At 70.1% G+C, this 24,629-nt stretch carries 23 protein-coding genes; 17 read left to right on the forward strand and 6 right to left on the reverse strand.

The features are described from left to right. Positions 1–39 precede the first annotated feature (39 nt). A complete protein-coding gene (gene thrS / locus AB0H86_RS27680) occupies positions 40–2,016 on the forward strand; it encodes a threonine--tRNA ligase (RefSeq protein WP_362444231.1) in 1,977 nt (658 codons plus the stop codon). 26 nt (positions 2,017–2,042) lie between these two features. On the opposite strand, the gene AB0H86_RS27685 is transcribed toward thrS, so the two are convergent. After that, positions 2,043–2,699 (reverse strand): potassium channel family protein, encoded by a 657-nt coding sequence (locus AB0H86_RS27685; protein ID WP_362444234.1) that lies wholly within the window; start codon positions 2,697–2,699, stop codon positions 2,043–2,045. A gap of 66 nt (positions 2,700–2,765) precedes the next feature. Here AB0H86_RS27685 and AB0H86_RS27690 point away from each other — a divergent pair, with 66 nt between their 5' ends. Beyond that, positions 2,766–3,326, forward strand: a complete 561-nt coding sequence (locus tag AB0H86_RS27690; RefSeq protein WP_362444237.1) for an HIT domain-containing protein — start codon at positions 2,766–2,768, stop codon at positions 3,324–3,326. Positions 3,327–3,380: 54 nt separating this feature from the next. Here AB0H86_RS27690 and AB0H86_RS27695 read toward each other — a convergent pair whose 3' ends face one another. Together AB0H86_RS27695 and AB0H86_RS27700 are read right to left on the reverse strand one after the other, a co-directional pair. Next, entirely contained in the window at positions 3,381–5,039 is a 1,659-nt protein-coding gene (locus tag AB0H86_RS27695; RefSeq protein ID WP_362444240.1) for a hypothetical protein, read from the reverse strand. Between the two features lie 203 nt (positions 5,040–5,242). Further along, on the reverse strand, positions 5,243–7,441 hold the full coding sequence (locus AB0H86_RS27700; protein ID WP_362444243.1) for an elongation factor G-like protein EF-G2: 2,199 nt from the start codon (positions 7,439–7,441) through the stop codon (positions 5,243–5,245). Positions 7,442–7,750: 309 nt separating this feature from the next. On the opposite strand from AB0H86_RS27700, the gene pgsA reads away from it, so the two are divergent. The 4 genes from pgsA (at position 7,751) to AB0H86_RS27720 (ending at position 11,600) form a co-directional block, all read left to right on the forward strand. Then, positions 7,751–8,428 carry a phosphatidylinositol phosphate synthase gene (gene pgsA, locus AB0H86_RS27705; protein WP_362444246.1) on the forward strand — a complete coding sequence of 226 codons (678 nt, stop codon included), beginning with the start codon at positions 7,751–7,753 and terminating at the stop codon, positions 8,426–8,428. Further along, positions 8,425–9,426, forward strand: a complete 1,002-nt coding sequence (locus AB0H86_RS27710; RefSeq protein WP_362444248.1) for a phosphatidylinositol mannoside acyltransferase — start codon at positions 8,425–8,427, stop codon at positions 9,424–9,426. Before pgsA ends, AB0H86_RS27710 begins: the two co-directional genes overlap by 4 nt. Then, positions 9,423–10,592 carry a glycosyltransferase family 4 protein gene (locus tag AB0H86_RS27715; protein WP_362444251.1) on the forward strand — a complete coding sequence of 390 codons (1,170 nt, stop codon included), beginning with the start codon at positions 9,423–9,425 and terminating at the stop codon, positions 10,590–10,592. The genes AB0H86_RS27710 and AB0H86_RS27715 overlap by 4 nt, the downstream gene beginning before the upstream one ends. 462 nt (positions 10,593–11,054) lie before the next feature. Then, a complete protein-coding gene (locus AB0H86_RS27720; protein WP_362444254.1) occupies positions 11,055–11,600 on the forward strand; it encodes a hypothetical protein in 546 nt (181 codons plus the stop codon). Positions 11,601–11,739: 139 nt separating this feature from the next. Here the strand turns inward: AB0H86_RS27720 and AB0H86_RS27725 are convergent, their stop codons facing one another. From AB0H86_RS27725 to AB0H86_RS27735, 3 genes are all read right to left on the reverse strand, one after another. Beyond that, positions 11,740–12,300: a TetR/AcrR family transcriptional regulator gene (locus AB0H86_RS27725; RefSeq protein ID WP_362444257.1), complete on the reverse strand. Its 561-nt coding sequence runs from the start codon at positions 12,298–12,300 to the stop codon at positions 11,740–11,742. A gap of 178 nt (positions 12,301–12,478) precedes the next feature. Beyond that, the gene (locus AB0H86_RS27730; RefSeq protein ID WP_362444260.1) at positions 12,479–13,870 is read right to left on the reverse strand and encodes an amidase; all 1,392 of its coding nucleotides are present in this window, start codon (positions 13,868–13,870) and stop codon (positions 12,479–12,481) included. Continuing rightward, entirely contained in the window at positions 13,857–14,063 is a 207-nt protein-coding gene (locus tag AB0H86_RS27735) for a hypothetical protein (RefSeq protein ID WP_362444263.1), read from the reverse strand. Before AB0H86_RS27735 ends, AB0H86_RS27730 begins: the two co-directional genes overlap by 14 nt. 216 nt (positions 14,064–14,279) lie before the next feature. Here AB0H86_RS27735 and AB0H86_RS27740 point away from each other — a divergent pair, with 216 nt between their 5' ends. The 11 genes from AB0H86_RS27740 (at position 14,280) to AB0H86_RS27790 (ending at position 24,582) form a co-directional block, all read left to right on the forward strand. Then, a complete protein-coding gene (locus tag AB0H86_RS27740; RefSeq protein ID WP_362444490.1) occupies positions 14,280–15,188 on the forward strand; it encodes an MBL fold metallo-hydrolase in 909 nt (302 codons plus the stop codon). Between the two features lie 249 nt (positions 15,189–15,437). Further along, on the forward strand, positions 15,438–16,349 hold the full coding sequence (pdxS, locus tag AB0H86_RS27745) for a pyridoxal 5'-phosphate synthase lyase subunit PdxS (RefSeq protein ID WP_362444266.1): 912 nt from the start codon (positions 15,438–15,440) through the stop codon (positions 16,347–16,349). Between the two features lie 6 nt (positions 16,350–16,355). Further along, entirely contained in the window at positions 16,356–16,964 is a 609-nt protein-coding gene (gene pdxT / locus AB0H86_RS27750; protein ID WP_362444269.1) for a pyridoxal 5'-phosphate synthase glutaminase subunit PdxT, read from the forward strand. A 48-nt stretch (positions 16,965–17,012) separates the two neighbouring features. Beyond that, on the forward strand, positions 17,013–17,765 hold the full coding sequence (locus AB0H86_RS27755; RefSeq protein ID WP_362444272.1) for a YebC/PmpR family DNA-binding transcriptional regulator: 753 nt from the start codon (positions 17,013–17,015) through the stop codon (positions 17,763–17,765). 200 nt (positions 17,766–17,965) lie between these two features. Then, complete coding sequence (gene ruvC, locus AB0H86_RS27760) at positions 17,966–18,532, forward strand: crossover junction endodeoxyribonuclease RuvC (RefSeq protein WP_362444275.1); 567 nt, start codon at positions 17,966–17,968, stop codon at positions 18,530–18,532. Beyond that, on the forward strand, positions 18,529–19,134 hold the full coding sequence (ruvA, locus tag AB0H86_RS27765) for a Holliday junction branch migration protein RuvA (protein WP_362444278.1): 606 nt from the start codon (positions 18,529–18,531) through the stop codon (positions 19,132–19,134). The genes ruvC and ruvA overlap by 4 nt, the downstream gene beginning before the upstream one ends. Before the next feature lie 32 nt (positions 19,135–19,166). Continuing rightward, positions 19,167–20,237 carry a Holliday junction branch migration DNA helicase RuvB gene (gene ruvB / locus AB0H86_RS27770; RefSeq protein WP_362444281.1) on the forward strand — a complete coding sequence of 357 codons (1,071 nt, stop codon included), beginning with the start codon at positions 19,167–19,169 and terminating at the stop codon, positions 20,235–20,237. Between the two features lie 175 nt (positions 20,238–20,412). After that, complete coding sequence (gene yajC, locus AB0H86_RS27775; protein ID WP_362444284.1) at positions 20,413–21,012, forward strand: preprotein translocase subunit YajC; 600 nt, start codon at positions 20,413–20,415, stop codon at positions 21,010–21,012. 132 nt (positions 21,013–21,144) lie between these two features. Beyond that, a complete protein-coding gene (gene secD, locus AB0H86_RS27780) occupies positions 21,145–22,920 on the forward strand; it encodes a protein translocase subunit SecD (RefSeq protein ID WP_362444287.1) in 1,776 nt (591 codons plus the stop codon). 1 nt (position 22,921) lies between these two features. Continuing rightward, positions 22,922–24,046, forward strand: a complete 1,125-nt coding sequence (gene secF, locus AB0H86_RS27785) for a protein translocase subunit SecF (RefSeq protein ID WP_362444290.1) — start codon at positions 22,922–22,924, stop codon at positions 24,044–24,046. Next, complete coding sequence (locus AB0H86_RS27790; protein ID WP_362444293.1) at positions 24,043–24,582, forward strand: adenine phosphoribosyltransferase; 540 nt, start codon at positions 24,043–24,045, stop codon at positions 24,580–24,582. The genes secF and AB0H86_RS27790 overlap by 4 nt, the downstream gene beginning before the upstream one ends. Positions 24,583–24,629: the final 47 nt, after the last annotated feature.

Consider the following 24,629-nt stretch of genomic DNA (forward strand, 5'->3'; position numbering starts at 1 on the left):
GGTACGGCACCCGCATCCGCCTTCAGTCAGGAGAGACCGGTGTCAGACGTCCGTGTGATCATCAAACGCGATTCCGAGCGGGACGAACGCGTGGTGGCGACGGGCACTACGGCCGCCGAGCTCTTCGCCGGCGAGCGCTCGATCATCGCCGCGCGGGTGGGCGGCGAGCTCAGGGACCTCGCGTACGTGCCCGCCGAGGGCGAGGTCGTGGAGCCCGTGGAGATCTCCTCCGAGGACGGCCTGAACATCCTGCGCCACTCCACCGCGCACGTGATGGCTCAGGCCGTGCAGGAGCTCTTCCCCGAGGCCAAGCTGGGCATCGGCCCGCCGGTCAAGGACGGCTTCTACTACGACTTCGACGTCGAGAAGCCGTTCACGCCCGAGGACCTCAAGGCCGTCGAGAAGAAGATGCAGGAGATCCAGAAGCGGGGGCAGAAGTTCGCCCGTCGGGTGGTCACCGACGAGGCCGCCCGCGAGGAGCTCGCGAACGAGCCCTACAAGCTGGAGCTCATCGGTATCAAGGGCTCGGCCTCCACCGACGACGGCGCGGATGTCGAGGTGGGCGCCGGTGAGCTCACCATCTACGACAACCTGGACGCCAAGACCGGCGACCTGTGCTGGAAGGACCTCTGCCGCGGTCCCCACCTGCCGTCGACCCGCAACATCCCGGCGTTCAAGCTGATGCGCAACGCGGCCGCCTACTGGCGCGGCAGCGAGAAGAACCCGATGCTCCAGCGCATCTACGGCACCGCCTGGCCGACCAAGGACGAGCTGAAGGCGCACCTGGACTTCCTCGCCGAGGCCGAGAAGCGCGACCACCGCAAGCTGGGCTCCGAGCTCGACCTTTTCTCCATCCCGGAGCAGATCGGTTCCGGCCTCGCGGTCTTCCACCCCAAGGGCGGCATCATCCGCCGGGTCATGGAGGACTACTCGCGCCGCCGTCACGAGGAGGAGGGCTACGAGTTCGTCTACACCCCGCACGCGACGAAGGGGAAGCTCTTCGAGACCTCGGGCCACCTGGACTGGTACGCCGACGGCATGTACCCGCCCATGCAGCTCGACGAGGGCGTGGACTACTACCTCAAGCCCATGAACTGCCCGATGCACAACCTGATCTTCGACGCGCGCGGCCGCTCGTACCGTGAACTGCCGCTGCGCCTCTTCGAGTTCGGGACCGTGTACCGGTACGAGAAGTCGGGCGTCGTGCACGGTCTGACCCGGGCCCGCGGCTTCACCCAGGACGACGCGCACATCTACTGCACGCGCGAGCAGATGTCCGAGGAGCTCGACAAGACGCTCACCTTCGTCCTCGGCCTGCTGCGCGACTACGGCCTGACCGATTTCTACCTGGAGCTGTCCACCAAGGACCCGGAGAAGTTCGTCGGCTCGGACGAGGCCTGGGACGAGGCGACCGAGACGCTGCGCGAGGTCGCCGAGAAGCAGGGCCTGCCGCTGGTCCCGGACCCGGGTGGCGCCGCCTTCTACGGCCCGAAGATCTCCGTCCAGACCAAGGACGCCATCGGCCGCACCTGGCAGATGTCGACGATCCAGCTCGACTTCAACCTGCCCGAGCGCTTCGAGCTGGAGTACACCTCGCCCGACGGCTCCAAGCAGCGCCCGGTCATGATCCACCGGGCCCTGTTCGGCTCCATCGAGCGGTTCTTCGCGGTGCTCCTGGAGCACTACGCGGGCGCCTTCCCGGCGTGGCTGGCCCCGGTCCAGGCGGCCGGCATCCCGATCGGTGACGGGCACGTCGAGTACCTGGAGAAGTTCGCCGCCGCGGCCAGGAAGCAGGGCCTGCGGGTCGAGGTCGACTCCTCGTCCGACCGGATGCAGAAGAAGATCCGCAACGCCCAGAAGCAGAAGGTGCCCTTCATGGTCATCGCGGGCGACGAGGACATGTCGAACGGCTCGGTGTCCTTCCGCTACCGCGACGGTTCGCAGGAGAACGGCATCCCCTTCGACGAGGCCATCGCGAAGATCGCGAAGGTCGTCGAGGAGCGCGCACAGGTCTGACCCCGTGAGTGAGGCCCCCGGGAGGCTCAGTCTCCCGGGGGCGTTTCCTCGCCCTCGCGGGAGAAGATCTGGATCAGCCAGGCGGAGAACGAGCCGGTGACCGCGCCGAGCAGGGCCAGACCGCAGGCCATCAGCCCGACGGCGATCACCCTGCCCGTCGGGGTCACGGGGGTGACGTCGCCGTAGCCGACCGTCGCCAGCGTGGCGCACGTCCACCACACCGAGTCACCGAACGTCAGGATCGTGGCGTGCGGTGCCGCGTGCTCCTGGTTGTACACGGCGAGAGCACCGGCGAACCCGAGCAGTCCCACGGACAGGCCCGCGTACACGATGACCCGGGCGTGCAAGGAGAGTCGGGGTTGGCCGTGGCGGCGCTGCACGGCGTCGTAGACCTTCACGATCTGCACCGGGCGCAACAGGGGCAACAGCACGACCACCGTGTCCAGCCAGTGCCGGCGGACGAACCCCGGGCCCTGCCCGCTGAGCCGCCAGTGCACGGCGTAGTTGACCATGAACAGGGCCCAGCTCGCGCAGATCACCGCCAGTGCCGTGTCCCGGACCGCGTCGGGGAGATCGTGGCCGAGGACCTCTACCGCGTACGAGCCGAGAAACAGCAGCGAGGCGACGCCGAGCGGAATCTCGGTGCGGCGCTCCCAGCTGGCCAGACGGCTGTCGTTGCCCATTCGTCCAGCTTGGCCCGGGACGCTTTTCCGCGAACCCGCCGACACGGCGCGAACGGGCGAAGCAATATGCTGCATGGCATGACGAGTGAGCCGGAGCAGCAGTCGGGCGTGGGGACCCAGGACGCGTTCCAGCGTCTGTGGACGCCCCATCGGATGGCCTACATCCAGGGCGAGAACAAGCCGACCGGCCCGGGCGCCGACGACGGCTGCCCCTTCTGCTCGATCCCGGCCAAGTCCGACGAGGACGGGCTCATCGTCCGGCGCGGTGAGCAGGTCTACGCCGTGCTCAACCTGTACCCGTACAACGGCGGCCACCTGATGGTCGTCCCCTACCGGCATGTCGCCGACTACACGGATCTCACGGACCAGGAGACGGTGGAGCTGGCCGCGCTGACCAAGCAGGCGATGACCGCTCTGCGGACCGCTTCCGGCGCCCACGGCTTCAACATCGGCATGAACCAGGGGACCGTGGCCGGCGCCGGTATCGCCGCCCATCTCCACCAGCACATCGTCCCGCGGTGGGGCGGCGACACGAACTTCATGCCGGTGGTCGGCCACACCAGGGTGCTGCCGCAGCTGCTGGCGGACACGCGGAAGATGCTGGCGGAGGCCTGGCCGACGGACTGACCTCCGTGGACGGGTGAGGGGCCGCTCCCAGCTCTTCGGGAGCGGCCCCTCACCCTAGGCGTCGTACAGGTCCGCCTTCTGCGGTGCCGCGTCCTGCACCGCCGTACTGAGGAACGCCGACCGCGTGCCGAACTTGTCCGTGTTCACGCCGTTCTCGGTCAGGACCCGGATCGCCGCCGAGTGCACCACCCTCAGGATCGGCGTCGCGGCCCGCAGTGCGTCGTCAGCCATGAAGCGGTGCCGCCACGGCTTGTCCGCCCAGGCGTGCCGCAGTCCGAAGGGCTCGGGGAGCGCCAGGCTGCCGCCGAGCCAGTTGAGCAGCGGCGGATACCAGGTCAGCGGTGCCCGGGCCGTCAGCCGGACCACCTCGTCCGCGTCGACCAGCGGAAGCTTCACCTTCCGGGTCTCCCAGAACCTCACCGACTTCTGGACTTCCTTCTCCTTGGCCGCCGGCTTCGAGGTGAACAGCCCGTGCACCGGCCCCAGCGCGTGCCCGGTCACCTCGATACGCAGGGTCTCGTGCAGCACGGTCACCGTGATCAGCATGGTGATGACCAGCTGCCCTTCCCACAGCGTCCACTGCACGCCCAGGTAGTGCCGGTCGCCCGCGCCGAACTGCTGCTTGTTGCAGATGTCCTGTATGGCGTGCGACTTGACCTGGTACGCGTCCACGTCCGTGCCCTCGGGCCGGGACACCTCCTTCGCGTTCTCCGCGATGGGGGTGACGACCCAGTGCCGTATCGACGGCTTCGGGAAACCGCCCGTGTTCAGCGGGCCGCGCTCCAGCATCCGCAGCTGGTCGTGGATCGAGCGTATGACGTCCCAGCTGCGGAAGGGGTGGATCTCGCGGGTGGGATCGGCGGCCACCAGGTCCTCGGCGAGCTGCCAGCTGCCCCAACGGGTGCCCATGCCGAGTATGCCCTTGGGCCCGGCGTAGAACACGGCGTTGGACTGCTGCTCGGCGCTCAACTTGGCGAGGGACTGGCGCAGTTGCTCGGCGGCGGTCTCGCGGGGGCCGGTCGGTACCGCCTCGGGCACCTTCGCCCCGACGCTGCTGCCGGCCAGCAGGCCGGCCCAGCGCTCCCGCAGGTCTCTCGCCGTGCGCTCGCAGATCTGCTTGGCCCAGAACCAGCCGACCACCGGCAGGACCACCGCCGCGCGTGCGTACCAGGCCCAGAAGCCCGTGAACGGCATCTTGACCAGGAAGAGCACGGCGAGGGCGCCCACCGCCACGAGCAGCGCGGTGGCGAGGGCGCCGGCCCTGCCCTCCTGTTTCGCGATGGTGGTACGGATCTGGAAGACCAGCAGCCAGATCAACAGCCCGGGCAGGAACAGCAGCCCGCACAGCACCATGACGATGGTCAGCAGGTTGTCCCGGTCCCGGCGGATGTTGTTCGCCGCGAGGCAGTGCTCGACCACGACCTGCGGCTCGGCGCCGAAGGACTGGATGAGCGGCTTGCGGCCGGCGCCGAGCATGCGGGCGACCACGGCGGTGGAGAACGCCTCGCCCAGGTTGGGGCGCAGGATCCTCGCCCACTTGCGGCCGCCGTTGACGGCCGATTGGTGCCACTCGTTGTTGGCCTTGAGGATCTCCTCCACCGGATTGTCCCGATAAGCCGCCGAGGCCAGCGCGAACGTCGACGTCTGGCCTCCGTCGCCCGTGCGCGGCACCTGCGGACCGAAGATGTCCGCGTAACCGCCGTCAACGGTCATTCCCGCCCCCGATCGCCGCCACTCCTGCACCTGCGGCCTTCCCGACTTCCGTGCTCCGCACACCTGTTGATCAGGTCATCAGCGTATCCGCAGATGCCGACATTCGGTGCGGACGGGCCCACATCCGTCGGCGGACGGCCGAAGCCGCCCGCCGACATGGAGGGGAGCGTTCCACAAACGACACCTGTGGGGCCTGTCGCCAACTACGAGGCGCTGCCCGCCTCTTCACGGATCCTCTCGGCGATCTGCGCGGGCATCGGCTCGTGCCGCGCGTAGGTACGGCTGAACCGGGCCGTGCCGTGGGACAGGGAGCGCAGATCGACGGCGTACCGGCCGATCTCGATCTCCGGCACCTCGGCCCTGACCAATGTCCGTCCACCGCTGGTCTGTTCCGTGCCCAGCACCCGGCCGCGTCGCCCCGACAGGTCGCTCATCACGGCGCCCACGTAGTCGTCGCCGACCAGCACGCTCACCTCGGCGACCGGTTCCAGCAGATGGATCGTCGCGTCGGCCGCAGCCTCCCGCAGCGCCAGCGCGCCCGCCGTCTGGAACGCGGCGTCGGAGGAGTCCACGGAGTGCGCCTTGCCGTCCAGCAGGGTGACCCGGACGTCGATGAGCGGATGGGCCGCCGCGACTCCCCTGGCGGCCTGGGCCCTGACGCCCTTCTCCACGGACGGGATGAACTGGCGCGGCACCGCCCCGCCGACCACCTTGTCCACGAACTCGATGCCGGACCCGCCCGGCAGCGGCTCCACCTCGATCTCGCAGATGGCGAACTGCCCGTGCCCGCCGGACTGCTTCACATGCCGGCCGCGCCCCGCCGACCTGCCCGCGAACGTCTCCCGTAGGGAGACCTGGTGCGGGACGACGTCGACCTGGACGCCGTAGCGGGTCCGCAGCCGCTCCAGCGCGACGTCGGCGTGCGCCTCTCCCAGGCACCACAGCACCACCTGGTGGGTGTCCTGGTTGTGCTCCAGCCGCATGGTCGGGTCCTCGGCGACCAGCCGGGACAGCCCCTGCGAGAGCTTGTCCTCGTCGGCCTTGCTGTGCGCCCGGATGGCGAGCGGCAGCAGCGGGTCCGGCATCTCCCAGGGCTCCATGAGCAGCGGATCGTCCTTGGCCGAGAGCGTGTCCCCGGTCTCCGCGCGGCTCAGCTTCGCCACGCACGCGAGATCACCGGCGATGCAGTGGGTCAGCGCCCGCTGCTGTTTCCCGAACGGCGCGGACAGGGCGCCGATCCGTTCGTCGACGTCGTGGTCCTCGTGCCCGCGGTCGGCGAGCCCGTGCCCGGAGACATGGACCGTCTCGTCCGGGCGCAGCGTGCCCGAGAAGACCCGCACCAGCGAGACCCGGCCGACGTAGGGGTCGGACGAGGTCTTCACGACCTCCGCGGCCAGCGGCCCGTCCGGATCGCACAGCTTCAGCTCGCGTGGCTTGCCGTCGACCGTGGTGACCCGGGGGGCCTCCCGCTCCAGCGGCGTCGGGAAGCCACCGGTGATCAGTTCGAGGAGTTCGACCGTGCCGAGCCCCGCCCGGGCGCCCTCGGCCGCGGGGGCGGCGGCCAGGACCGGGAAGAAGACCCCGCGCGCGACGGCCCGCTCCAGGTCCTCGATCAGCGTCTTGACATCGACCTGCTCGCCGCCCAGATAGCGGTCCATGAGGGTCTCGTCCTCGCTCTCCGAGATGATCCCCTCGATCAGCCGGTTGCGGGCCTGCTCGATCAGCGGCAGCTGGTCCTCGCCCGGCTCGGACTCCTTGCGCTCCCCGGAGGCGTAGTCGAACAGCTTCTGGGACAGCAGCCCGATCAGCCCGGTCACGGGCGCGTGCCCGTCCGGTGTCTGCGGGCCGCGCAGCGGCAGGTACAGCGGCAGTACGGCGTCGGGGTCGTCGCCGCCGAAGGCCTCCGCGCAGATCCGTGTCATCCCCTCGAAGTCCGCGCGGGCGGACTCCAGATGCGTGACCACGATCGCCCGCGGCATCCCGACGGCCGCGCACTCCTCCCACACCATGCGGGTCGAGCCGTCCACCCCGTCCGAGCCGGAGACGATGAAAAGGGCCGCGTCCGCCGCTCGCAGACCGGCCCTGAGTTCTCCGACGAAGTCGGCGTATCCGGGTGTGTCGAGAAGATTGATCTTGTATCCGCCCCATTCGACGGGTACCAGGGAGAGCTGCACCGAGCGTTGCTGCCGGTGTTCGATCTCGTCGTAGTCGGAGACGGTGCCGCCGTCCTCCACGCGGCCCGCCCGGTTCACCGCTCCCGCGGTCAGCGCGAGAGCCTCCACCAATGTCGTCTTGCCCGAACCGGAGTGGCCGACCAGCACCACATTCCGTACGGACGCGGGTTGGTCGGCCGCTGTAGCCCTGCCGGCGGCTCCGGGGTGTGCGTTCGCCTTGTCGCCCATGGCCTTGCCTCCCGTGCACGGTGAGGTCACTGTGGGCGCGGACACGCGGGATCCGCGTGCAGTGGCGGCTCCGGCGACGCCCGCGGTGTTCTTCGAGCTTTCCACTCCCGTCACGGTGCGTCCATACGACGGACGCGATCGCGCCACGGGGCCCCGGCGCGAGCGGCGCGATCCCGCCGTGACCCGGCCGCGGCCCGGCCGTGAGCCGGGACCGACGGTGCCCGCCCGTCGCCCACGCGCGCGCGTGGCTACGATGGGCCAGCCGGTGGCCAGCAGGGCCGCTCGGCCACACCGACCCTCGGGAAGGCCATGCTGAACAAGTACGCGCGTGCATTCTTCACGCGTGTCCTCACACCGTTCGCCGCGTTTCTCATCCGGCGGGGCGTGAGCCCTGACACGGTCACGCTTCTCGGCACGGCCGGGGTGGTCGCGGGGGCGCTGGTCTTCTATCCCAGGGGAGAGCTCTTCTGGGGCACGATCGTGATCACGCTCTTCGTGTTCTCGGACCTCGTCGACGGAAACATGGCCCGCCAGCTCGGCCGCTCCAGCCGCTGGGGTGCCTTCCTGGACTCCACGCTCGACCGGGTCGCCGACAGCGCGATCTTCGGCGGCTTCGCCCTCTGGTACGCGGGAGGCGGCGACGACAACATTCTGTGCGCGGTCTCGATCTTCTGTCTGGCGAGCGGCCAGGTGGTGTCTTACACCAAGGCGCGCGGCGAGTCCATCGGCCTGCCGGTCGCCGTGAACGGGCTCGTCGAGCGGGCCGAGCGGCTGGTGATCTCCCTGGTCGCGGCCGGTCTCGCGGGCCTGCACGCGTTCGGCGTGCCCGGTATCCAGTACCTGCTGCCGGTTGCCCTGTGGATCGTGGCCGTCGGTAGCCTGGTGACGCTGATCCAGCGGGTCGTCACGGTCCGCCGGGAGTCCGCCGAGGCGGAGGCGGCGTCCGCCGGGGAACAGAACACGCAGGGGAGCGAGGCGGCGAAGTGAGCGCCCAGGAGCGGGTCACCGACGCGCTGTACGGCCTCGGCTGGGGAGTGGTCAAGAAGCTCCCCGAGCCGGTCGCCGCGGGCCTGGGCCGAAGCATCGCCGACCTGGTCTGGAAGCGGCGCGGCAAGGGCGTGCGGCGCCTGGAGGGCAACTACGCGCGCGTGGTGCCCGACGCGAGCCCCGAGCGGCTGGCCGAGCTGTCCCGCGCGGGCATGCGCTCGTACCTGCGCTACTGGATGGAGTCCTTCCGGCTCCCCGCCTGGAGCGCCGAGCGCGTCAAGGGCGGCTTCGACGCCAAGGACGTGCACCACCTCACGGACGGACTCGCGTCCGGCAAGGGCGTCATCCTCGCGCTGCCGCACATGGCCAACTGGGACCTCGCCGGCGCCTGGGTGACCACCGCACTCGGGACCCCCTTCACCACCGTGGCCGAACGCCTCAGGCCGGAGACGCTGTACGACCGTTTCGTCGCCTATCGCGAGAGCCTCGGCATGGAGGTCCTGCCGCACAGCGGCGGCACCGCCTTCGGCATGCTGGCCCGGCGGCTGCGGGACGGCGGCCTGGTCTGCCTGGTCGCCGAGAGGGACCTCTCCGCCTCCGGGGTGGAGGTCGAGTTCTTCGGCGAGACCACCCGGATCCCGGCGGGCCCGGCGCTGCTCGCCCAGCAGACCGGCGCGCTGCTGCTGCCGGTGACACTCTGGTACGACGACTCTCCGGTCATGCGGGGCCGGGTGCATCCCCCGGTCGAGGTACCCGAGACAGGTACCCGGGCCGAGAAGACGTCTGTCATGGCACAGGCGCTGGCCGATGCCTTCGCCAGCGGCATCGCCGACCATCCGGAGGACTGGCACATGCTCCAGCGACTGTGGCTCGCTGATCTCGACCCCGCGAAGGATCCCTCGGCCCCACGCCCGACCGCTCCCTTCGAAGACCCGGTCGCCGATCCCGGCGCCGACACTCCCGCCGGCCCCTCGGCTCCCGAGAAGGGGACCCCGTGAGAATCGGCATCGTCTGCCCGTACTCCTGGGATGTGCCGGGTGGCGTCCAGTTCCACATCCGCGATCTCGCCGAGTACTTCATCCGCCTCGGCCACGAGGTGTCCGTCCTCGCCCCGGCCGACGACGACACCCCGCTGCCGCCGTACGTCGTCTCGGCCGGCCGCGCGGTGCCGGTGCCGTACAACGGCTCGGTGGCCCGGCTGAACTTCGGTTTCCTGTCGGCGGCCCGGGTACGACGCTGGCTGCACGACGGCCGGTTCGACGTCATCCACATCCACGAGCCCACCTCGCCCTCACTCGGCCTGCTGGCCTGCTGGGCCGCGCAGGGCCCGATCGTCGCCACCTTCCACACCTCCAACCCGCGCTCCCGGGCGATGATCGCCGCGTACTCGATCCTGCAGGCCGCGCTGGAGAAGATCAGCGCCCGGATCGCGGTGAGCGAGTACGCCCGCCGCACACTGGTCGAGCATCTCGGCGGCGACGCGGTGGTGATCCCCAACGGCGTCGACGTCGACTACTTCGCCAAGGCCGAGCCCAAGCCCGAATGGCAGGGCGACACACTCGGCTTCATGGGCCGCATCGACGAGCCCCGCAAGGGCCTGCCGGTGCTGATGAAGGCCCTGCCGAAGATCCTCGCCGAGCGCCCCCGGACCCGACTACTGGTCGCCGGGCGCGGCGACGAGGAGGAGGCGGTCAGGTCGCTGCCCGTCGAACTCCGCTCGCGCGTGGAGTTCCTCGGCATGGTCAGCGACGAGGACAAGGCCCGTTTCCTGCGCAGCGTCGACGTGTACGTCGCTCCCAACACCGGCGGTGAGAGCTTCGGCATCATCCTGGTCGAGGCGATGTCCGCGGGCGCCCCGGTGCTGGCCTCGGACCTGGACGCCTTCGCCCAGGTGCTGGACCAGGGCGCGGCGGGCGAGCTGTTCGCCAACGAGGACGCGGACGCGCTCGCCGAGGCCGCCGTACGACTGCTCGGCGACCCGGAGAGACGGAACGAGCTGAGCGAGCGGGGGAGCGCGCACGTGCGGCGGTTCGACTGGTCGACGGTCGGCGCGGACATCCTCTCCGTGTACGAGACGGTGACGGCCGGCGCGGCGGCGGTCGCCGCGGAGGACGGCGAGCGGGGCCCGGGCCTGCGGGGGCGGCTTGGACTGGCGCGGGACTGAGGCGGGGCGGGGCGGGGCCGGGCGGGGCCTCCGCTGGGTCGACGGTCAGTGTGCGCGGCGGTGACGACGGGCCCTGGCTCGGCGTGAGTGGGCCCGTGGCCCGTTGATACCGACCCGTGGTTCGGGGTGAGCGCGCCCGAGGTTCGGGCGAGCGCGCCCGGGGTTCGGGACTGTCGGCCGGTGGTTCGGTACGACCGTGCCCGGGACCCGGTAACTGTCGGCCCATGGCTCGGGCTTGAGCGCCCCTGGGGCTCGGCACTGCGGCTGGTGGTTCGGTACGACCGTGCCCGGGACCCGGTAACTGTCGGCCCGCGGCTCCGCACGACCGCGTCCGTGGACCGGCGATGCCGGCCCGTAGCCCGGCACGACCGTGCCCCGTCCCGACCGCGCGTCGTCCCCCGACCCGGTCCGCCTACGGGTCGGGTTCGGGAGGTGACGCCGGGCACGAGTAGCCTGCGGCCCGTGACGTCGACACTCATCTGGATCGCGGTAGCCCTGTTCGCCATCGGTCTCTATCTGAGCTGGACCGCGGGACGCCTCGACCGGCTGCACGCCCGGATCGACGCGGCGCGCGCCGCGCTCGACGCCCAGTTGCTGCGCCGGGCCTCGGTGGCCCAGGAACTGGCCACCTCCGGAGTGCTCGATCCGGCCGCGTCGATCGTTCTGTACGAGGCGGCCCACGCCGCCCGGCAGGCCGAGGAGGAACAGCGGGAGGTCGCCGAGAGCGAGCTCAGTCAGGCGCTGCGGGCCGTGTTCGCCGAGGCACCGCAGGTGGAGGCGGTACGTGAGGCACCCGGGGGAGAGGAAGCCGCCCGGGAACTGACCGAGGCGGTACGCCGGGTGCCGATGGCCCGGCGCTTCCACAACGACGCCGTACGCGCGGCCCGGGCGCTGCGCCGGCACCGTAAGGTGCGCTGGTTCCGGCTGGCGGGACACGCGCCGTTCCCGATGGCGTTCGAGATGGACGACGAGTCGCCCTCGGCACTGGCCGATCGTCCCTCTCAGTGAGCATGTCGGCGTCGGTGAACTTCGGCCCTCCGCCGTGGAGATGTCGCGCGGCCGGTGAGGGGCCCGGGCCGGGTACGCAGCGGGGTCCCGCCCGGTCCGCGGTCGGCTCCGCTCGGTCACTCCGGTGCGGTTCTCGCCGTCAGGCCCCCTCGAGAGCGTTCGTCACGAGTTCGCGCGCGTAGGCGGCGTCCAGTCGACCGGGGCGGAAGAGCATGCGGTACATCATCGGCGCCACGACCCGGTCGATCACCCGTTCCGTGTCGGGCACTTCCTCTCCGCGCCGCGTCGCACGGTTCAGGACGGCGTCGATCTGCTCCGCGGCGTAGGCAGAGCACTGGCCGGCGTTGGTGCCGTCCGGATCACCGAGGAGCGCATCCCTGATGTACGCACGCCCGGGCGGGGAGGCCATCTCGTCGAGGAACTGCTCCGCCCACGCGTCGAGGTCGGCCCGCAGGCTGCCGAGATCGACGGGGTCAGTCTCCGGGCGCAGCCGTTCGACTGCCACGTCGGACAGGAGTTCCTGCAGGTCGCCCCAGCGGCGGTAGATCGTGGAAGGTGTCACACCGGCCCGGGCTGCCACCAGGGGAACGGTCAGCGCTTCGCGGCCGGTCTCGCCGACGAGTTCGCGGACCGCGGCATGAACGGACTCCTGCACACGGGCGCTGCGCCCGCCGGGGCGCGTCATGGGCTTGGGGCTCATGCGTTCCACCTTAATGCGAATACGTTGCTTCTAGGTGCCCCCATTCCGTCCCCGGCGGCAGGGCGCCCGGCGTGGCGCCGCCATCGCCCTGGGCCCTGCACCATCTGAAGCCGGCGACCGAGAAGGTCTGCCACACGCCCCGGGGCGAGCACGAGCCACCCGGGACTTGCGCCGGTGCTCAGGCCGTCACCGGGGCGATCCGGCCCACGTCGGTGGCCGCCTCCTCGTACACCCGCCCAACGCGCAGCACCGTCGAGTCCCGGAAGGGGCGCGCCATCAGCTGCATACCGATCGGCAGTCCGGCGTGATCGTGCCCCACCGGCAAGGTGAGGGCCGGAACGCCGGTGATGTTGGCCGGGGCGGAGAGGCGGACATAGCTGTCGGACACCGCTTCCACGGTGCCGTCGGCCCATTCGACCGTGCGCTGACCGGACTTCGCGGCTGTCATCGGCACGGTCGGGGCGGCGAGGACGTCGATCCTGTCGAACATGCGGGCCCAGTCGTCGCGCATCATGGTGCGGGCCCGCTGGGCGCGCAGGTAGTCGCCGGCCGATGTGAGTTCGCCGGCCTCGAGCAGGATGCGCACGTCCGGGGTGTACAGGTCGGAGGCGGTCCGCAATGACCGCTCGTGGTAGGCCGTGGCCTCGGGGACCATCAGCCCCCACTGGGTGGCCTGGATGTAGCGAGCCATCGGGATCTCTACGTCGACGAGCTTCGCGCCGAGCTCCACCAGCCGCTCGATCGCCCGGCGTACGGCCTCCTCGACTTCGGGCGAGACCCTGTCGAAGTAGTGATTGCGGGGGATGCCGACCCTGAGCCCCTTCAGATCTCCGCCGCCGGTGACGTCCACCGGGGGGCCGGACACACTCGCCGGGTCATGCGGGTCGTGGCCGGCTGTCGTGGCCAGCACCAGAGCCGCGTCCCGCGCGCTGCGGGTGATGGGGCCGACATGGTCCAGGGACCAGGACAGCGAGGTCACACCGGAACGGGGGACGAGACCGTAGGTCGGCTTGAGGCCCACCACCCCGTTGAGTGCGGCGGGGACCCGGATGGAACCTCCCGTGTCGGTGCCCAGGGCGAACGTCGCCCCGCCCGCGGCGACCGCCACCGCCGAGCCGCCGCTCGACCCTCCGGCGACGCGGCTCTGGTCCCAGGCGTTGCTGGTCTGTGGGGTGGTCAGGCCGTAGGCGAATTCGTGGGTGTGCGTTTTGCCCAGGAGGACGGCCCCGGCAGCCTTCAGGCGTGCGGCAACCTGGCTGTCGTGGTCCGCGATGTGCCCGGCCCGGACGTCCGAGCTCGCCGTGGTGGGCAGGCCCCGGGCGTCGATCAGGTCCTTGAGGCCCATGGGGATCCCGTGCAGCGGGCTGCGCGGTCCCGTTTCGGAGATTTCCCGTTCGGCGCGAACCGCTGCAGCCAGAGCGGCGTCCGCCGCGACGGTGACGTAGGCACGGAGCCGTCCGTCGACCGCGCCGATGCGGGCCAGCACGGACTCGATGAGCTCGACCGGGGACAGTTCCCGTGCGCGTATCGCGCGGGCTGCCTCGGCGAGAGACAGCTCAAAGGGCTGCATCGACGTTCTCCTGTCCGGCCCGGTACGAGATCGCGGGGGGCGTGTCGGCGAAGTCGAGTTCCCGCAGCGTCCTGATGACGGAGTGGATGTGGTTCGCGGTCGCAGCCACCCCTTCATGACGGTCGTCGCCAAGGGCGAGTCCCGCCCGCAGCGCGCCGTGAGCTGCCTGCTCGGGAGTGAGTTCGCTGGGCATGAGTGTCCTTCCGGCTCTGTGCGGTACGTCGGTCCGGGAGCTGATCCACGGCCCACCACCACCTAAAAGCGAATGGTTTGCTTTAGGCGACGGTAGGGCCTACGGTGACTTAAAGCAAATCAATTGCCTTTAGCGACCCAGGAGAAGATCACCGTGTACGTATCCGCGACTTCGAAGCCCAGCGCTCCCGCCACCGCGCAGGCCCCCGCATGGTCCGTGGGCGACCACACCGTGCGACGTATCGACGAATCAGCCCTTCCCGCCGCGACCGGCCCGTGGCTGCTCCCCGGGGCGACTGCGGACGTCGTGACCCGGACCCCTTGGCTGCGTCCCGACTTCGCCGACGAGGAGGGCGTCCTCCGGCTGGCAAGCCACAGCTTCGCGGTCGAGGTGGACGGGCTGCGGATACTGGTCGACACCGGCATCGGAAACGGAAAGCAGCGGACCAACCCCGCCTGGCACAACCTGAACAGCGACTACGACGCGCGGCTGACGGCGGCAGGCTTCGCACCGGAGACCGTGGACATCGTCATCCTGACGCACCTGCACACAGACCACGTGGGCTGGAACACACGCTCCGAAGGCGGCAGTTGGGTGCCCACCTTCCCCAACGCGCGCTATCTCACCTCGCGTACCGAATGGAACTACTGGGCCGGTGTCGAGATGGAGGAGGGGCGGCGACAGATGTTCCAGGACTCGGTGCTCCCCGTCCGGGACGCGGGTCTCTTCGACCTCGTCGACGTCGCGGACGTGGGCACGGGCATCGCGCCGGGCGTCCGCCTGCTGCCCAGCCCCGGCCACACTCCGGGCCAGGTGACAGTGGAGCTGAGCAGCCAGGGTGAGAGCGCGCTCATCAGCGGCGACAGCATCCACCACCCGGTCCAGATCGGGCATCCGGAGCTCTGCAGCTGCGTGGACATCGCACCCGAACTCGCCGCCCGGACCCGGCACCGGATGCTCGGCTCGCTGGCCGGCACCTCAACCCTGCTGCTCGGCAGCCACTTCCCGCCACCGACCGCCGGTCACGTGCGGCGCGACGGCAATGCGTACCGACTGGTGCCGACCGCACCCGGGGGCACAAGGTCAACCCCACCCGTGTCCTCGGCGAGGGGCGCCACGAGGTGACGGACGGAGACCTGACTGCAGCATGAAGCCTCCTCCCGCAGAGCATTCCCCCCAGTGCCCGAAGGAGGCTTGGACCACTCGCACCGCGGTGACCGGAGCCGCCCGTCGAGATGACTTCTCAGGTCACTCCGGTCGGGTCACCGGGCCGGAAAACGATCCACCGCCTTCCCATTGGCCCTTGCTGTGGACTGGTCCTCTCGCGTTTCCTCGGAGCTTGCAGCAACCCTCTTTCCCCGAGTGAGGTCACCCGTGTCCACCACGCTTTCCGACAACCAGTCTCCCGAGACCGGCACCGCGCGCGTGAAGCGCGGCATGGCCGAGCAGCTCAAGGGTGGCGTGATCATGGATGTCGTCACGCCGGACCAGGCGAAGATCGCCGAGGACGCCGGCGCCGTTGCCGTCATGGCCCTGGAGCGCGTCCCCGCCGACATCCGCAAGGACGGCGGCGTCGCCCGTATGTCCGACCCGGACATGATCGAGGGGATCATCGAGGCCGTCTCCATCCCGGTCATGGCCAAGTCCCGTATCGGCCACTTCGTCGAGGCCCAGGTACTTCAGTCCCTCGGCGTCGACTACATCGACGAGTCCGAGGTCCTGACCCCGGCAGACGAGGTCAACCACTCCGACAAGTTCGCGTTCACCACGCCCTTCGTCTGTGGTGCCACCAACCTGGGCGAGGCCCTGCGCCGCATCGCCGAGGGCGCCGCGATGATCCGTTCCAAGGGCGAGGCCGGCACCGGCAACGTCGTCGAGGCCGTCCGTCACCTGCGCCAGATCAAGAACGAGATCGCCCGCCTGCGCGGCTACGACAACAACGAGCTGTACGCCGCCGCCAAGGACCTGCGCGCCCCGTACGAGCTCGTCAAAGAGGTCGCGCAGCTCGGCAAGCTCCCGGTCGTGCTGTTCTCCGCCGGTGGCGTCGCCACCCCGGCCGACGCCGCGCTCATGCGCCAGCTCGGCGCCGAGGGCGTCTTCGTCGGCTCCGGCATCTTCAAGTCCGGCGACCCGGCCAAGCGCGCCGCCGCCATCGTCAAGGCGACCACGTTCTACGACGACCCGAAGATCATCGCGGACGCGTCCCGCAACCTGGGCGAGGCCATGGTCGGCATCAACTGCGACACCCTCCCCGAGTCCGAGCGCTACGCCAACCGCGGCTGGTAACCACTGATGACCGAAGCACCTGTCATAGGCGTCCTGGCTCTCCAGGGCGATGTGCGGGAGCACCTCATCGCCCTGGCCGCGGCGGACGCCGTGGCCAGGCCGGTGCGGCGCCCCGAGGAACTCGCCGAGGTCGACGGTCTCGTCATCCCCGGCGGCGAGTCCACCACCATCTCCAAGCTCGCCGTCCTGTTCGGCGTACTCGAGCCCCTCCGCGCGCGCGTGCGGGACGGAATGCCCGTCTACGGGACCTGCGCGGGCATGATCATGCTCGCCGACAAGATCCTCGACCCGCGCTCGGGCCAGGAGACGATCGGCGGCATCGACATGATCGTGCGCCGCAACGCCTTCGGACGCCAGAACGAGTCCTTCGAGGCGGCTGTCGACGTGCGGGGAATCGCGGGCCATCCTGTAGAGGGCGTCTTCATCCGCGCCCCCTGGGTGGAGTCCGTCGGCGCAGAGACCGAGGTGCTCGCCGAGCACGGCGGTCACATCGTCGCGGTCCGCCAGGGCAACGCGCTCGCCACGTCGTTCCACCCGGAGCTGACCGGCGACCACCGCGTGCACTCCCTGTTCGTGGACATGGTGCGCGCAGACCGGGCAGCGGAGTCCTTGTAGGATCTCTGGCGTTCGTATCTCGATGGGTTACGCGAAGGAGACAGGCAGATGTCCGGCCACTCTAAATGGGCCACGACGAAGCACAAGAAGGCCGTGATCGATGCCAAGCGCGGCAAGCTCTTCGCGAAGCTGATCAAGAACATCGAGGTCGCGGCGCGCATGGGCGGTGTGGACCTCGAAGGCAATCCGACGCTGTACGACGCCGTGCAGAAGGCGAAGAAGTCGTCCGTTCCGAACAAGAACATCGACTCCGCCATCAAGCGCGGCGGTGGCCTCGAGGCCGGTGGCGCCGACTACGAGACCATCATGTACGAGGGCTACGGCCCGAACGGCGTGGCCGTGCTCATCGAGTGCCTCACCGACAACCGCAACCGCGCCGCATCCGACGTGCGTGTCGCCATGACCCGCAACGGCGGATCCATGGCCGACCCGGGCTCGGTGTCGTACCTCTTCAACCGCAAGGGCGTCGTCATCGTCCCCAAGGGCGAGCTGAGTGAGGACGACGTCCTCACCGCCGTCCTGGACGCGGGTGCCGAGGAGGTCAACGACCTCGGTGAGTCCTTCGAGGTGCTCAGCGAGGCCACCGACCTGGTCGTGGTCCGCACCGCCCTCCAGGACGCCGGGATCGACTACGACTCCGCCGACGCCAACTTCGTCCCGACCATGCAGGTCGAGCTGGACGAGGAGGGCGCCAAGAAGATCTTCAAGCTGATCGACGCGCTCGAGGACAGCGACGACGTGCAGAACGTCTTCGCCAACTTCGACGTCAGCGACGAGGTCATGGAGAAGGTCGACGCGTAGCGCTGCCGCGAGCGGAGCGAGATCAGCGGGCTGGTGGGTCACGTCCCACCGGCCCGCCGTCGTTGTCGGTGGCAAGGGATAGCCTGGCGGAGTCAAAGATCACCGCCCGCGGACCGCGACCAGCAATTGAGGAACCCCGACGGTGCTCAGCCAGGTCCGCGAGAGCGGCGGCGGTTTAGCCGCAAAGAGGGGAGGGGCGGGTGCGCGTACTGGGGGTTGACCCGGGACTGACCCGATGTGGTGTCGGTGTGGTGGAAGGCGTCCCCGGACGACCGCTCACCATGCTCGGCGTAGGTGTCGTACGGACTCCGGCCGACGCCGAGTTGGGGCAGCGCCTCGTCGCCGTCGAGCAGGGCATCGAGCGGTGGCTGGACGAGCACCGGCCCGAATTCGTCGCCGTGGAGCGGGTGTTCAGTCAGCACAACGTCCGAACCGTGATGGGCACCGCCCAGGCCAGCGCCGTCGCCATGCTGTGCGCCGCCCGCCGCGGGATCCCCGTCGCCCTGCACACGCCCAGCGAGGTCAAGGCCGCCGTCACCGGCAGTGGGCGCGCCGACAAGGCGCAGGTCGGTGCGATGGTCACGCGGCTGCTGCGGCTCGACGCACCGCCCAAACCGGCGGACGCCGCCGACGCCTTGGCCCTCGCGATCTGTCACATCTGGCGGGCGCCCGCCCAGAACCGACTCCAGCAGGCCGTCGCCCTGCACGCCAACAAAGCACCGGTCGCCCGCAAGGCACCGCTCCCGTCGAAAGGCCGCACGCCATGATCGCCTTCGTCAGCGGCACGGTCGCCGCACTCGCTCCCGACGCTGCGGTGGTCGAGGTCGGCGGTGTCGGCATGGCGGTCCAGTGCACGCCGAACACGCTGTCCACGCTCCGGCTCGGCCAGCCGGCCAAACTCGCCACCTCCCTCGTCGTACGGGAGGACTCGCTGACTCTGTACGGCTTCGCGGACGACGACGAGCGCCAGACCTTCGTACTGCTGCAGACCGCGAGCGGGGTGGGACCGAGACTCGCCCAGGCGATGCTCGCCGTGCACTCGCCGGACGCCCTGCGCAGGGCCGTCGCGACCGGCGACGAGAAGTCGCTGACCGCCGTCCCCGGCATCGGTAAGAGGGGTGCCCAGAAGCTCCTGCTGGAGCTCAAGGACCGTCTCGGTGAGCCCCTCGGCGCTCCCGCGATCGGTACGGCGGTCACCAGCGGTTGGCGGGACCAGCTGCACGCCGCTCTGATCGGCCTCGGCTACGCGACCCGCGAGGCCGACGAGGCCGTGTCCGCCGTGGCGCCCCAGGCCGAGGCGAGCGAGGGCACGCCCCAGGTCGGACCGCTGCTGAAGGCCGCGCTCCAGACACTGAACCGAGCCCGCTGAACCACCCGCGCCCGCACGAGACCGAGGGACACATGAACTGGGACGACACGACCGATGAGACCGCCTCCGAGCGGCTAGTGGGCTCTGTCGCCGACCGTGAGGACCAGGCCGTCGAGGCCGCCCTGCGCCCCAAGGACCTGGACGAGTTCATCGGCCAGGAGAAAGTCCGCGAGCAGCTCGACCTCGTCCTGCGCGCCGCACGCGCGCGCGGCGCCACCGCCGACCACGTGCTCCTCTCCGGCGCCCCCGGCCTCGGCAAGACCACCCTGTCGATGATCATCGCGGCCGAGATGAACGCCCCGATCCGCATCACCAGCGGCCCTGCCATCCAGCATGCCGGCGACCTCGCCGCGATCCTGTCGTCCCTCCAGGAGGGCGAGGTCCTCTTCCTCGACGAGATCCACCGCATGTCCCGGCCCGCCGAGGAGATGCTCTACATGGCGATGGAGGACTTCCGCGTCGACGTCATCGTCGGCAAGGGCCCCGGCGCCACCGCGATCCCCCTCGAACTGCCGCCCTTCACCCTGGTCGGCGCCACCACACGCGCGGGTCTGCTGCCCCCTCCACTGCGCGACCGCTTCGGCTTCACCGCGCACATGGAGTTCTACGAACCCGTCGAACTGGAGCGCGTCATCCACCGCTCGGCGAGCCTGCTCGACCTGGAGATCGGGGCCGAGGGCGCCGCCGAGATCGCCGGCCGCTCCCGCGGCACCCCCCGTATCGCCAACCGGCTGCTGCGCCGTGTCCGGGACTACGCCCAGGTCAAGGCCGACGGGATCATCACGCGCGACATCGCGGAGGCCGCGCTGAAGGTCTACGAGGTCGACGCCCGCGGCCTCGACAGGCTCGACCGCGCGGTCCTGCAGGCCCTGCTCAAGCTGTTCGGCGGGGGGCCCGTCGGCCTGTCCACGCTCGCCGTCGCGGTGGGGGAGGAGCGTGAGACCGTGGAGGAGGTCGCCGAACCCTTCCTCGTCCGGGAGGGACTGCTCGCCCGCACCCCGCGCGGCCGAGTGGCCACGCCCGCCGCATGGGCGCATCTCGACCTGACCCCGCCCCGCCCGGCGGGCACAGGAAACGGACAACAGGACCTGTTCGGGACGTGACGGAGCCGTCACGGCGTGCGCATTGGCCGCGGCAGGAACCCCGGTGCCATGCTGAGCGTTGTTCCATGCGCGCGGACTCGCTTAGACTCCGCCGATGCCGCCTTTGTCGGCGGCGCACATACCCCCAACCATCAGGCCGCTCAGCATCGCGGTCGCGTGAAGGAAGTACCGACCCGTGAGTCTCGTGACCCTCCTCCCGTTCATCGTGCTCATCGGGGCCATGTTCCTGATGACCCGCTCGGCCAAGAAGAAGCAGCAGGCGGCCGCGCATATGCGGAACGAAATGCAGCCCGGCAGCGGCATCCGCACCATCGGGGGCATGTACGCGACGGTGAAGGAGGTCAACGAGGACACGGTCCTCGTCGACGCCGGTCCGGGCGTCGACCTCCTCTTCGCGAAGAACTCGATCGGTGCCGTCCTGACGGACGACGAGTACAACCGCATCGTGCACGGGGTCGAGCACGACCTGAAGTCCGACCCCGACACCGTCCCGGACGACGCCTCCTCCCTCACCGAGACCGACGAGCCCGCCGCGGACGCCGCCGTTTCCGACGACAAGTCCGTCGACCTCGGCAAGAAGGACCCGGCTGAGGAGCCCGCCGCCGCGGCCGAGACCGAGACCGGCACCAAGGCCGAGACCGGCACCAAGGCCGAGACCGAGACCGAGGCCGCCGAGGCGAAGACGGCCGAGGCGAAGACGGACGTGGCGAAGGCCGACGTGGCGAAGGCCGACGAGGAGCCGAAGAAGACAGGCGGCGACTCCGAGGCGAAGTAGGCGCACTCCGAGGCGCGCAGGCCGGCTCCGCACGCCCCGGATCCTGCGCGGCTCGCACGGGATTCCGACACCATGCCATGGCCGCTCGCCCGCTGACCCGGCGCGAGGCGGCCCGAGAGGGAGTACGAGAAGGTGGCAGCACCCAAGAGGGGCCGCAACGCGAGTGCCCAGAGCAAGCCAGGGCGCTCGCTGGCTCTGATCCTGATCGCCATCGTGGCGCTCACCGGAGGAATGTTCTGGTCCGGGCACACCACCCCGCGGCTCGGCATCGACCTCGCCGGGGGAACGAGCATCACACTCCGGGCGGTCCCCGAGGCCGGCCAGGAATCCGCGATCAACAAGACCAACATGGACACCGCGGTCGACATCATGAACCGCCGTGTCAATGGTCTTGGTGTGTCGGAGGCCGAGGTTCAGACCCAGGGCAACGCGAACATCATCGTCAACATCCCCAAGGGCACGAACTCGAAGGAAGCCCGGGATCAGGTCGGCACCACCGCCAAGCTCTACTTCCGGCCGGTCATCGCCACCGAGGTCTCCGGCGCCGCCGCCACGGGCAGCCCGTCGCCGAGCGCGTCCAGCAGCGCATCGGGCGACAAGGCCACGGACAAGGCGAGCAACGAGGCCACGGACAAGTCCTCCTCGTCTCCCAGCGGCTCCCCGTCGGCGAGCTCCACCTCGCAGGGTCGTGCGGTCACCGACGCCCTGAAGGCCGACGCCACCCCGTCGGGCAGCGCCTCGGGCTCCCCGAGCGCCTCCCCGTCGGCGAGCGGCAGCCCCTCCGCCGACACCAGCAAGCTCCAGGCGCAGTACGCCGCGCTCGACTGCACCAAGCAGAAGGCCCGCGCCGACGCCGGCAAGGGCACCCGGGCCACCGACCCGGTCGTCGCCTGTGGCCAGAACTCGCAGGGTCAGTGGCAGAAGTACGTCCTCGGTCCCGCCGAGGTCGACGGCACGGACGTGAAAAAGGCCGACGCCGTCCTGAACACGACGACCGGTGCCGGCTGGACCGTCACCATGGACTTCACGGGCAAGGGGTCCAAGAAGTTCGCCGACATCACCGGCAAGCTGGCCCAGAACCAGTCCCCGCAGAACCAGTTCGCGATCGTCCTGGACGGCGATGTCGTCTCCGACCCGTTCGTCAAGCAGGCGCTGACCGGCGGCAGTGCGGAGATCTCCGGCAACTTCAACCAGGAGTCGGCCCAGAGCCTCGCCAACATGCTGTCGTACGGCGCCCTGCCGCTGACCTTCAAGGAGGACAGCGTCACCACGGTGACCGCGGCGCTCGGCGGCGAGCAGCTGCACGCCGGTCTGATCGCCGGCGCCATCGGCCTCGCGCTGGTCGTGATCTACCTGCTGATCTTCTACCGCGGGCTCTCGGTCATCGCGATTCCCTCGCTGCTGGTCTCGGCCATGCTGACGTACGTGATCATGGCGCTGCTCGGCCCGACCATCAACTTCGCGCTGAACCTGCCGGCCGTGTGCGGTGCCATCGTCGCGATCGGCATCACGGCGGACTCGTTCATCGTGTACTTCGAACGCGTCCGTGACGAGATCCGCGAGGGCCGCACGCTGCGTCCCGCCGTCGAGCGGGCCTGGCCGCGCGCCCGGCGCACCATCCTGGTCTCCGACTTCGTGTCCTTCCTCGCCGCCGCGGTGCTGTTCATCGTCACCGTCGGCAAGGTCCAGGGCTTCGCCTTCACGCTCGGCCTGACGACCGTGCTCGACGTGGTGGTCGTCTTCCTCTTCACCAAGCCGCTGATGACGATCCTCGCCCGCAGAAAGTTCTTCGCGAACGGCCACAAGTGGTCCGGCCTCGACCCGAAGGCACTGGGCGCCAAGCCGCCGCTGCGCCGCACGCGCCGTCCCTCTTCCACCGCCGGCCCTGTCGACCCGAAGGAGGCGTGAGATGTCGAAGCTCGGCAACCTCGGCGCCCGACTGCACCGTGGCGAGGTCGGCTACGACTTCGTCGGCAACCGCAAGATCTGGTACGGCATCTCGATCCTGATCACCATCACGGCCATCGTCGGCCTCGCGGTGCGCGGCCTGAACATGGGCATCGAGTTCCAGGGCGGTGCCGTCTTCACCACCCCGAAGAACACCACCGTCTCGGTCGCCCAGGCCGAGACGTTCGCGGAGGAGTCGTCCGGTCACGACGCCATCGTCCAGAAGCTCGGCAACGGCAGTCTGCGCATCCAGGTCGCGGGCATCGACACCGGCAAGGCCGACCAGGTCTCGACGAAACTGGCCCGCGAGCTGAACGTCTCCGAGAAGGACGTCACCGGCGAGCTGGTCGGCCCCAGCTGGGGCGAACAGATCGCCAACAAGGCCTGGCAGGGCCTCGCCATCTTCCTGGTCCTTGTCGTGATCTATCTGGCGATCGCCTTCGAATGGCGCATGGCGGTCGCCGCGTTCGTCGCGCTGATCCACGACATCACCATCACGGTCGGCATCTACGCCCTCGTCGGCTTCGAGGTCACGCCCGGCACCGTGATCGGTCTGCTCACGATCCTCGGTTACTCGCTCTACGACACGGTCGTCGTCTTCGACAGTCTCAAGGAACAGACCAAGGACATCACCAAGCAGACCCGCTGGACCTACAGCGACGTCGCCAACCGCTCGATCAACAGCACCCTGGTCCGCTCCATCAACACCACCGTGGTGGCACTGCTGCCGGTGGGTGCCCTGCTGTTCATCGGCGGCGGTTTCCTCGGCGCCGGCATGCTGAACGACATCTCGCTGTCGCTGTTCGTCGGCCTCGCGGCCGGCGCGTACTCCTCGATCTTCATCGCCACTCCGCTGGTCGCGGACCTCAAGGAGCGCGAGCCGCAGATCAAGGCCCTCAGGAAGCGCGTCCTCGCCAAGCGTGCCCAGGCGGCCGCGCAGGGCGAGTCCGCGGACGCCCGGGACACCGACGAGCCGTTCGACGACGAGCCGGAGGACGGCGACGCCGCTCACGCGGTGGTCGGCCCCCGCAACCAGCCCTCGTCCCGCAACCGGGGCCGCGGCCGTCCTTCGGGGAAGCGCCGGTGACCGACATCGAGGAGCTCCTGCTCAGCCGCATCCGTGACGTGGCCGACTACCCGGAACCGGGCGTGATGTTCAAGGACATCACCCCGCTCCTGGCGGACCCGGCGGCGCTCACCGCGCTCACCGACGCCCTCGCGGAGATCGCCGCGAACACCGGCGCCTCGAAGATCGTCGGCCTGGAGGCCCGCGGCTTCATCCTGGGCGCCCCGGTCGCCGTCCGCGCCGGTCTCGGCTTCATCCCCGTACGCAAGGCGGGCAAGCTCCCCGGAGCGACCCTCAGCCAGGCGTACGACCTGGAGTACGGCTCCGCCGAGATCGAGGTGCACGCGGAGGACCTCTCCTCGGGCGATCGCGTTCTGGTGATCGATGACGTCCTCGCCACCGGTGGCACCGCCGAGGCGTCCATTCAGCTCATCCGGCGCGCGGGCGCCGAGGTCGCGGGCCTCGCCGTCCTGATGGAGCTGGGTTTCCTGGGCGGCCGAGCCCGCCTGGAACCGGCTCTCGCCGGCGCCCCGCTGGAGGCGCTGCTCAAGGTGTGAGGCACCGCGAGCACCGGGTGGACGCCCCAGAGCCACCCGCAGGACAC

The organism is Streptomyces sp. NPDC050997 (assembly GCF_040660135.1).
Lineage (GTDB): Bacteria > Actinomycetota > Actinomycetes > Streptomycetales > Streptomycetaceae > Streptomyces.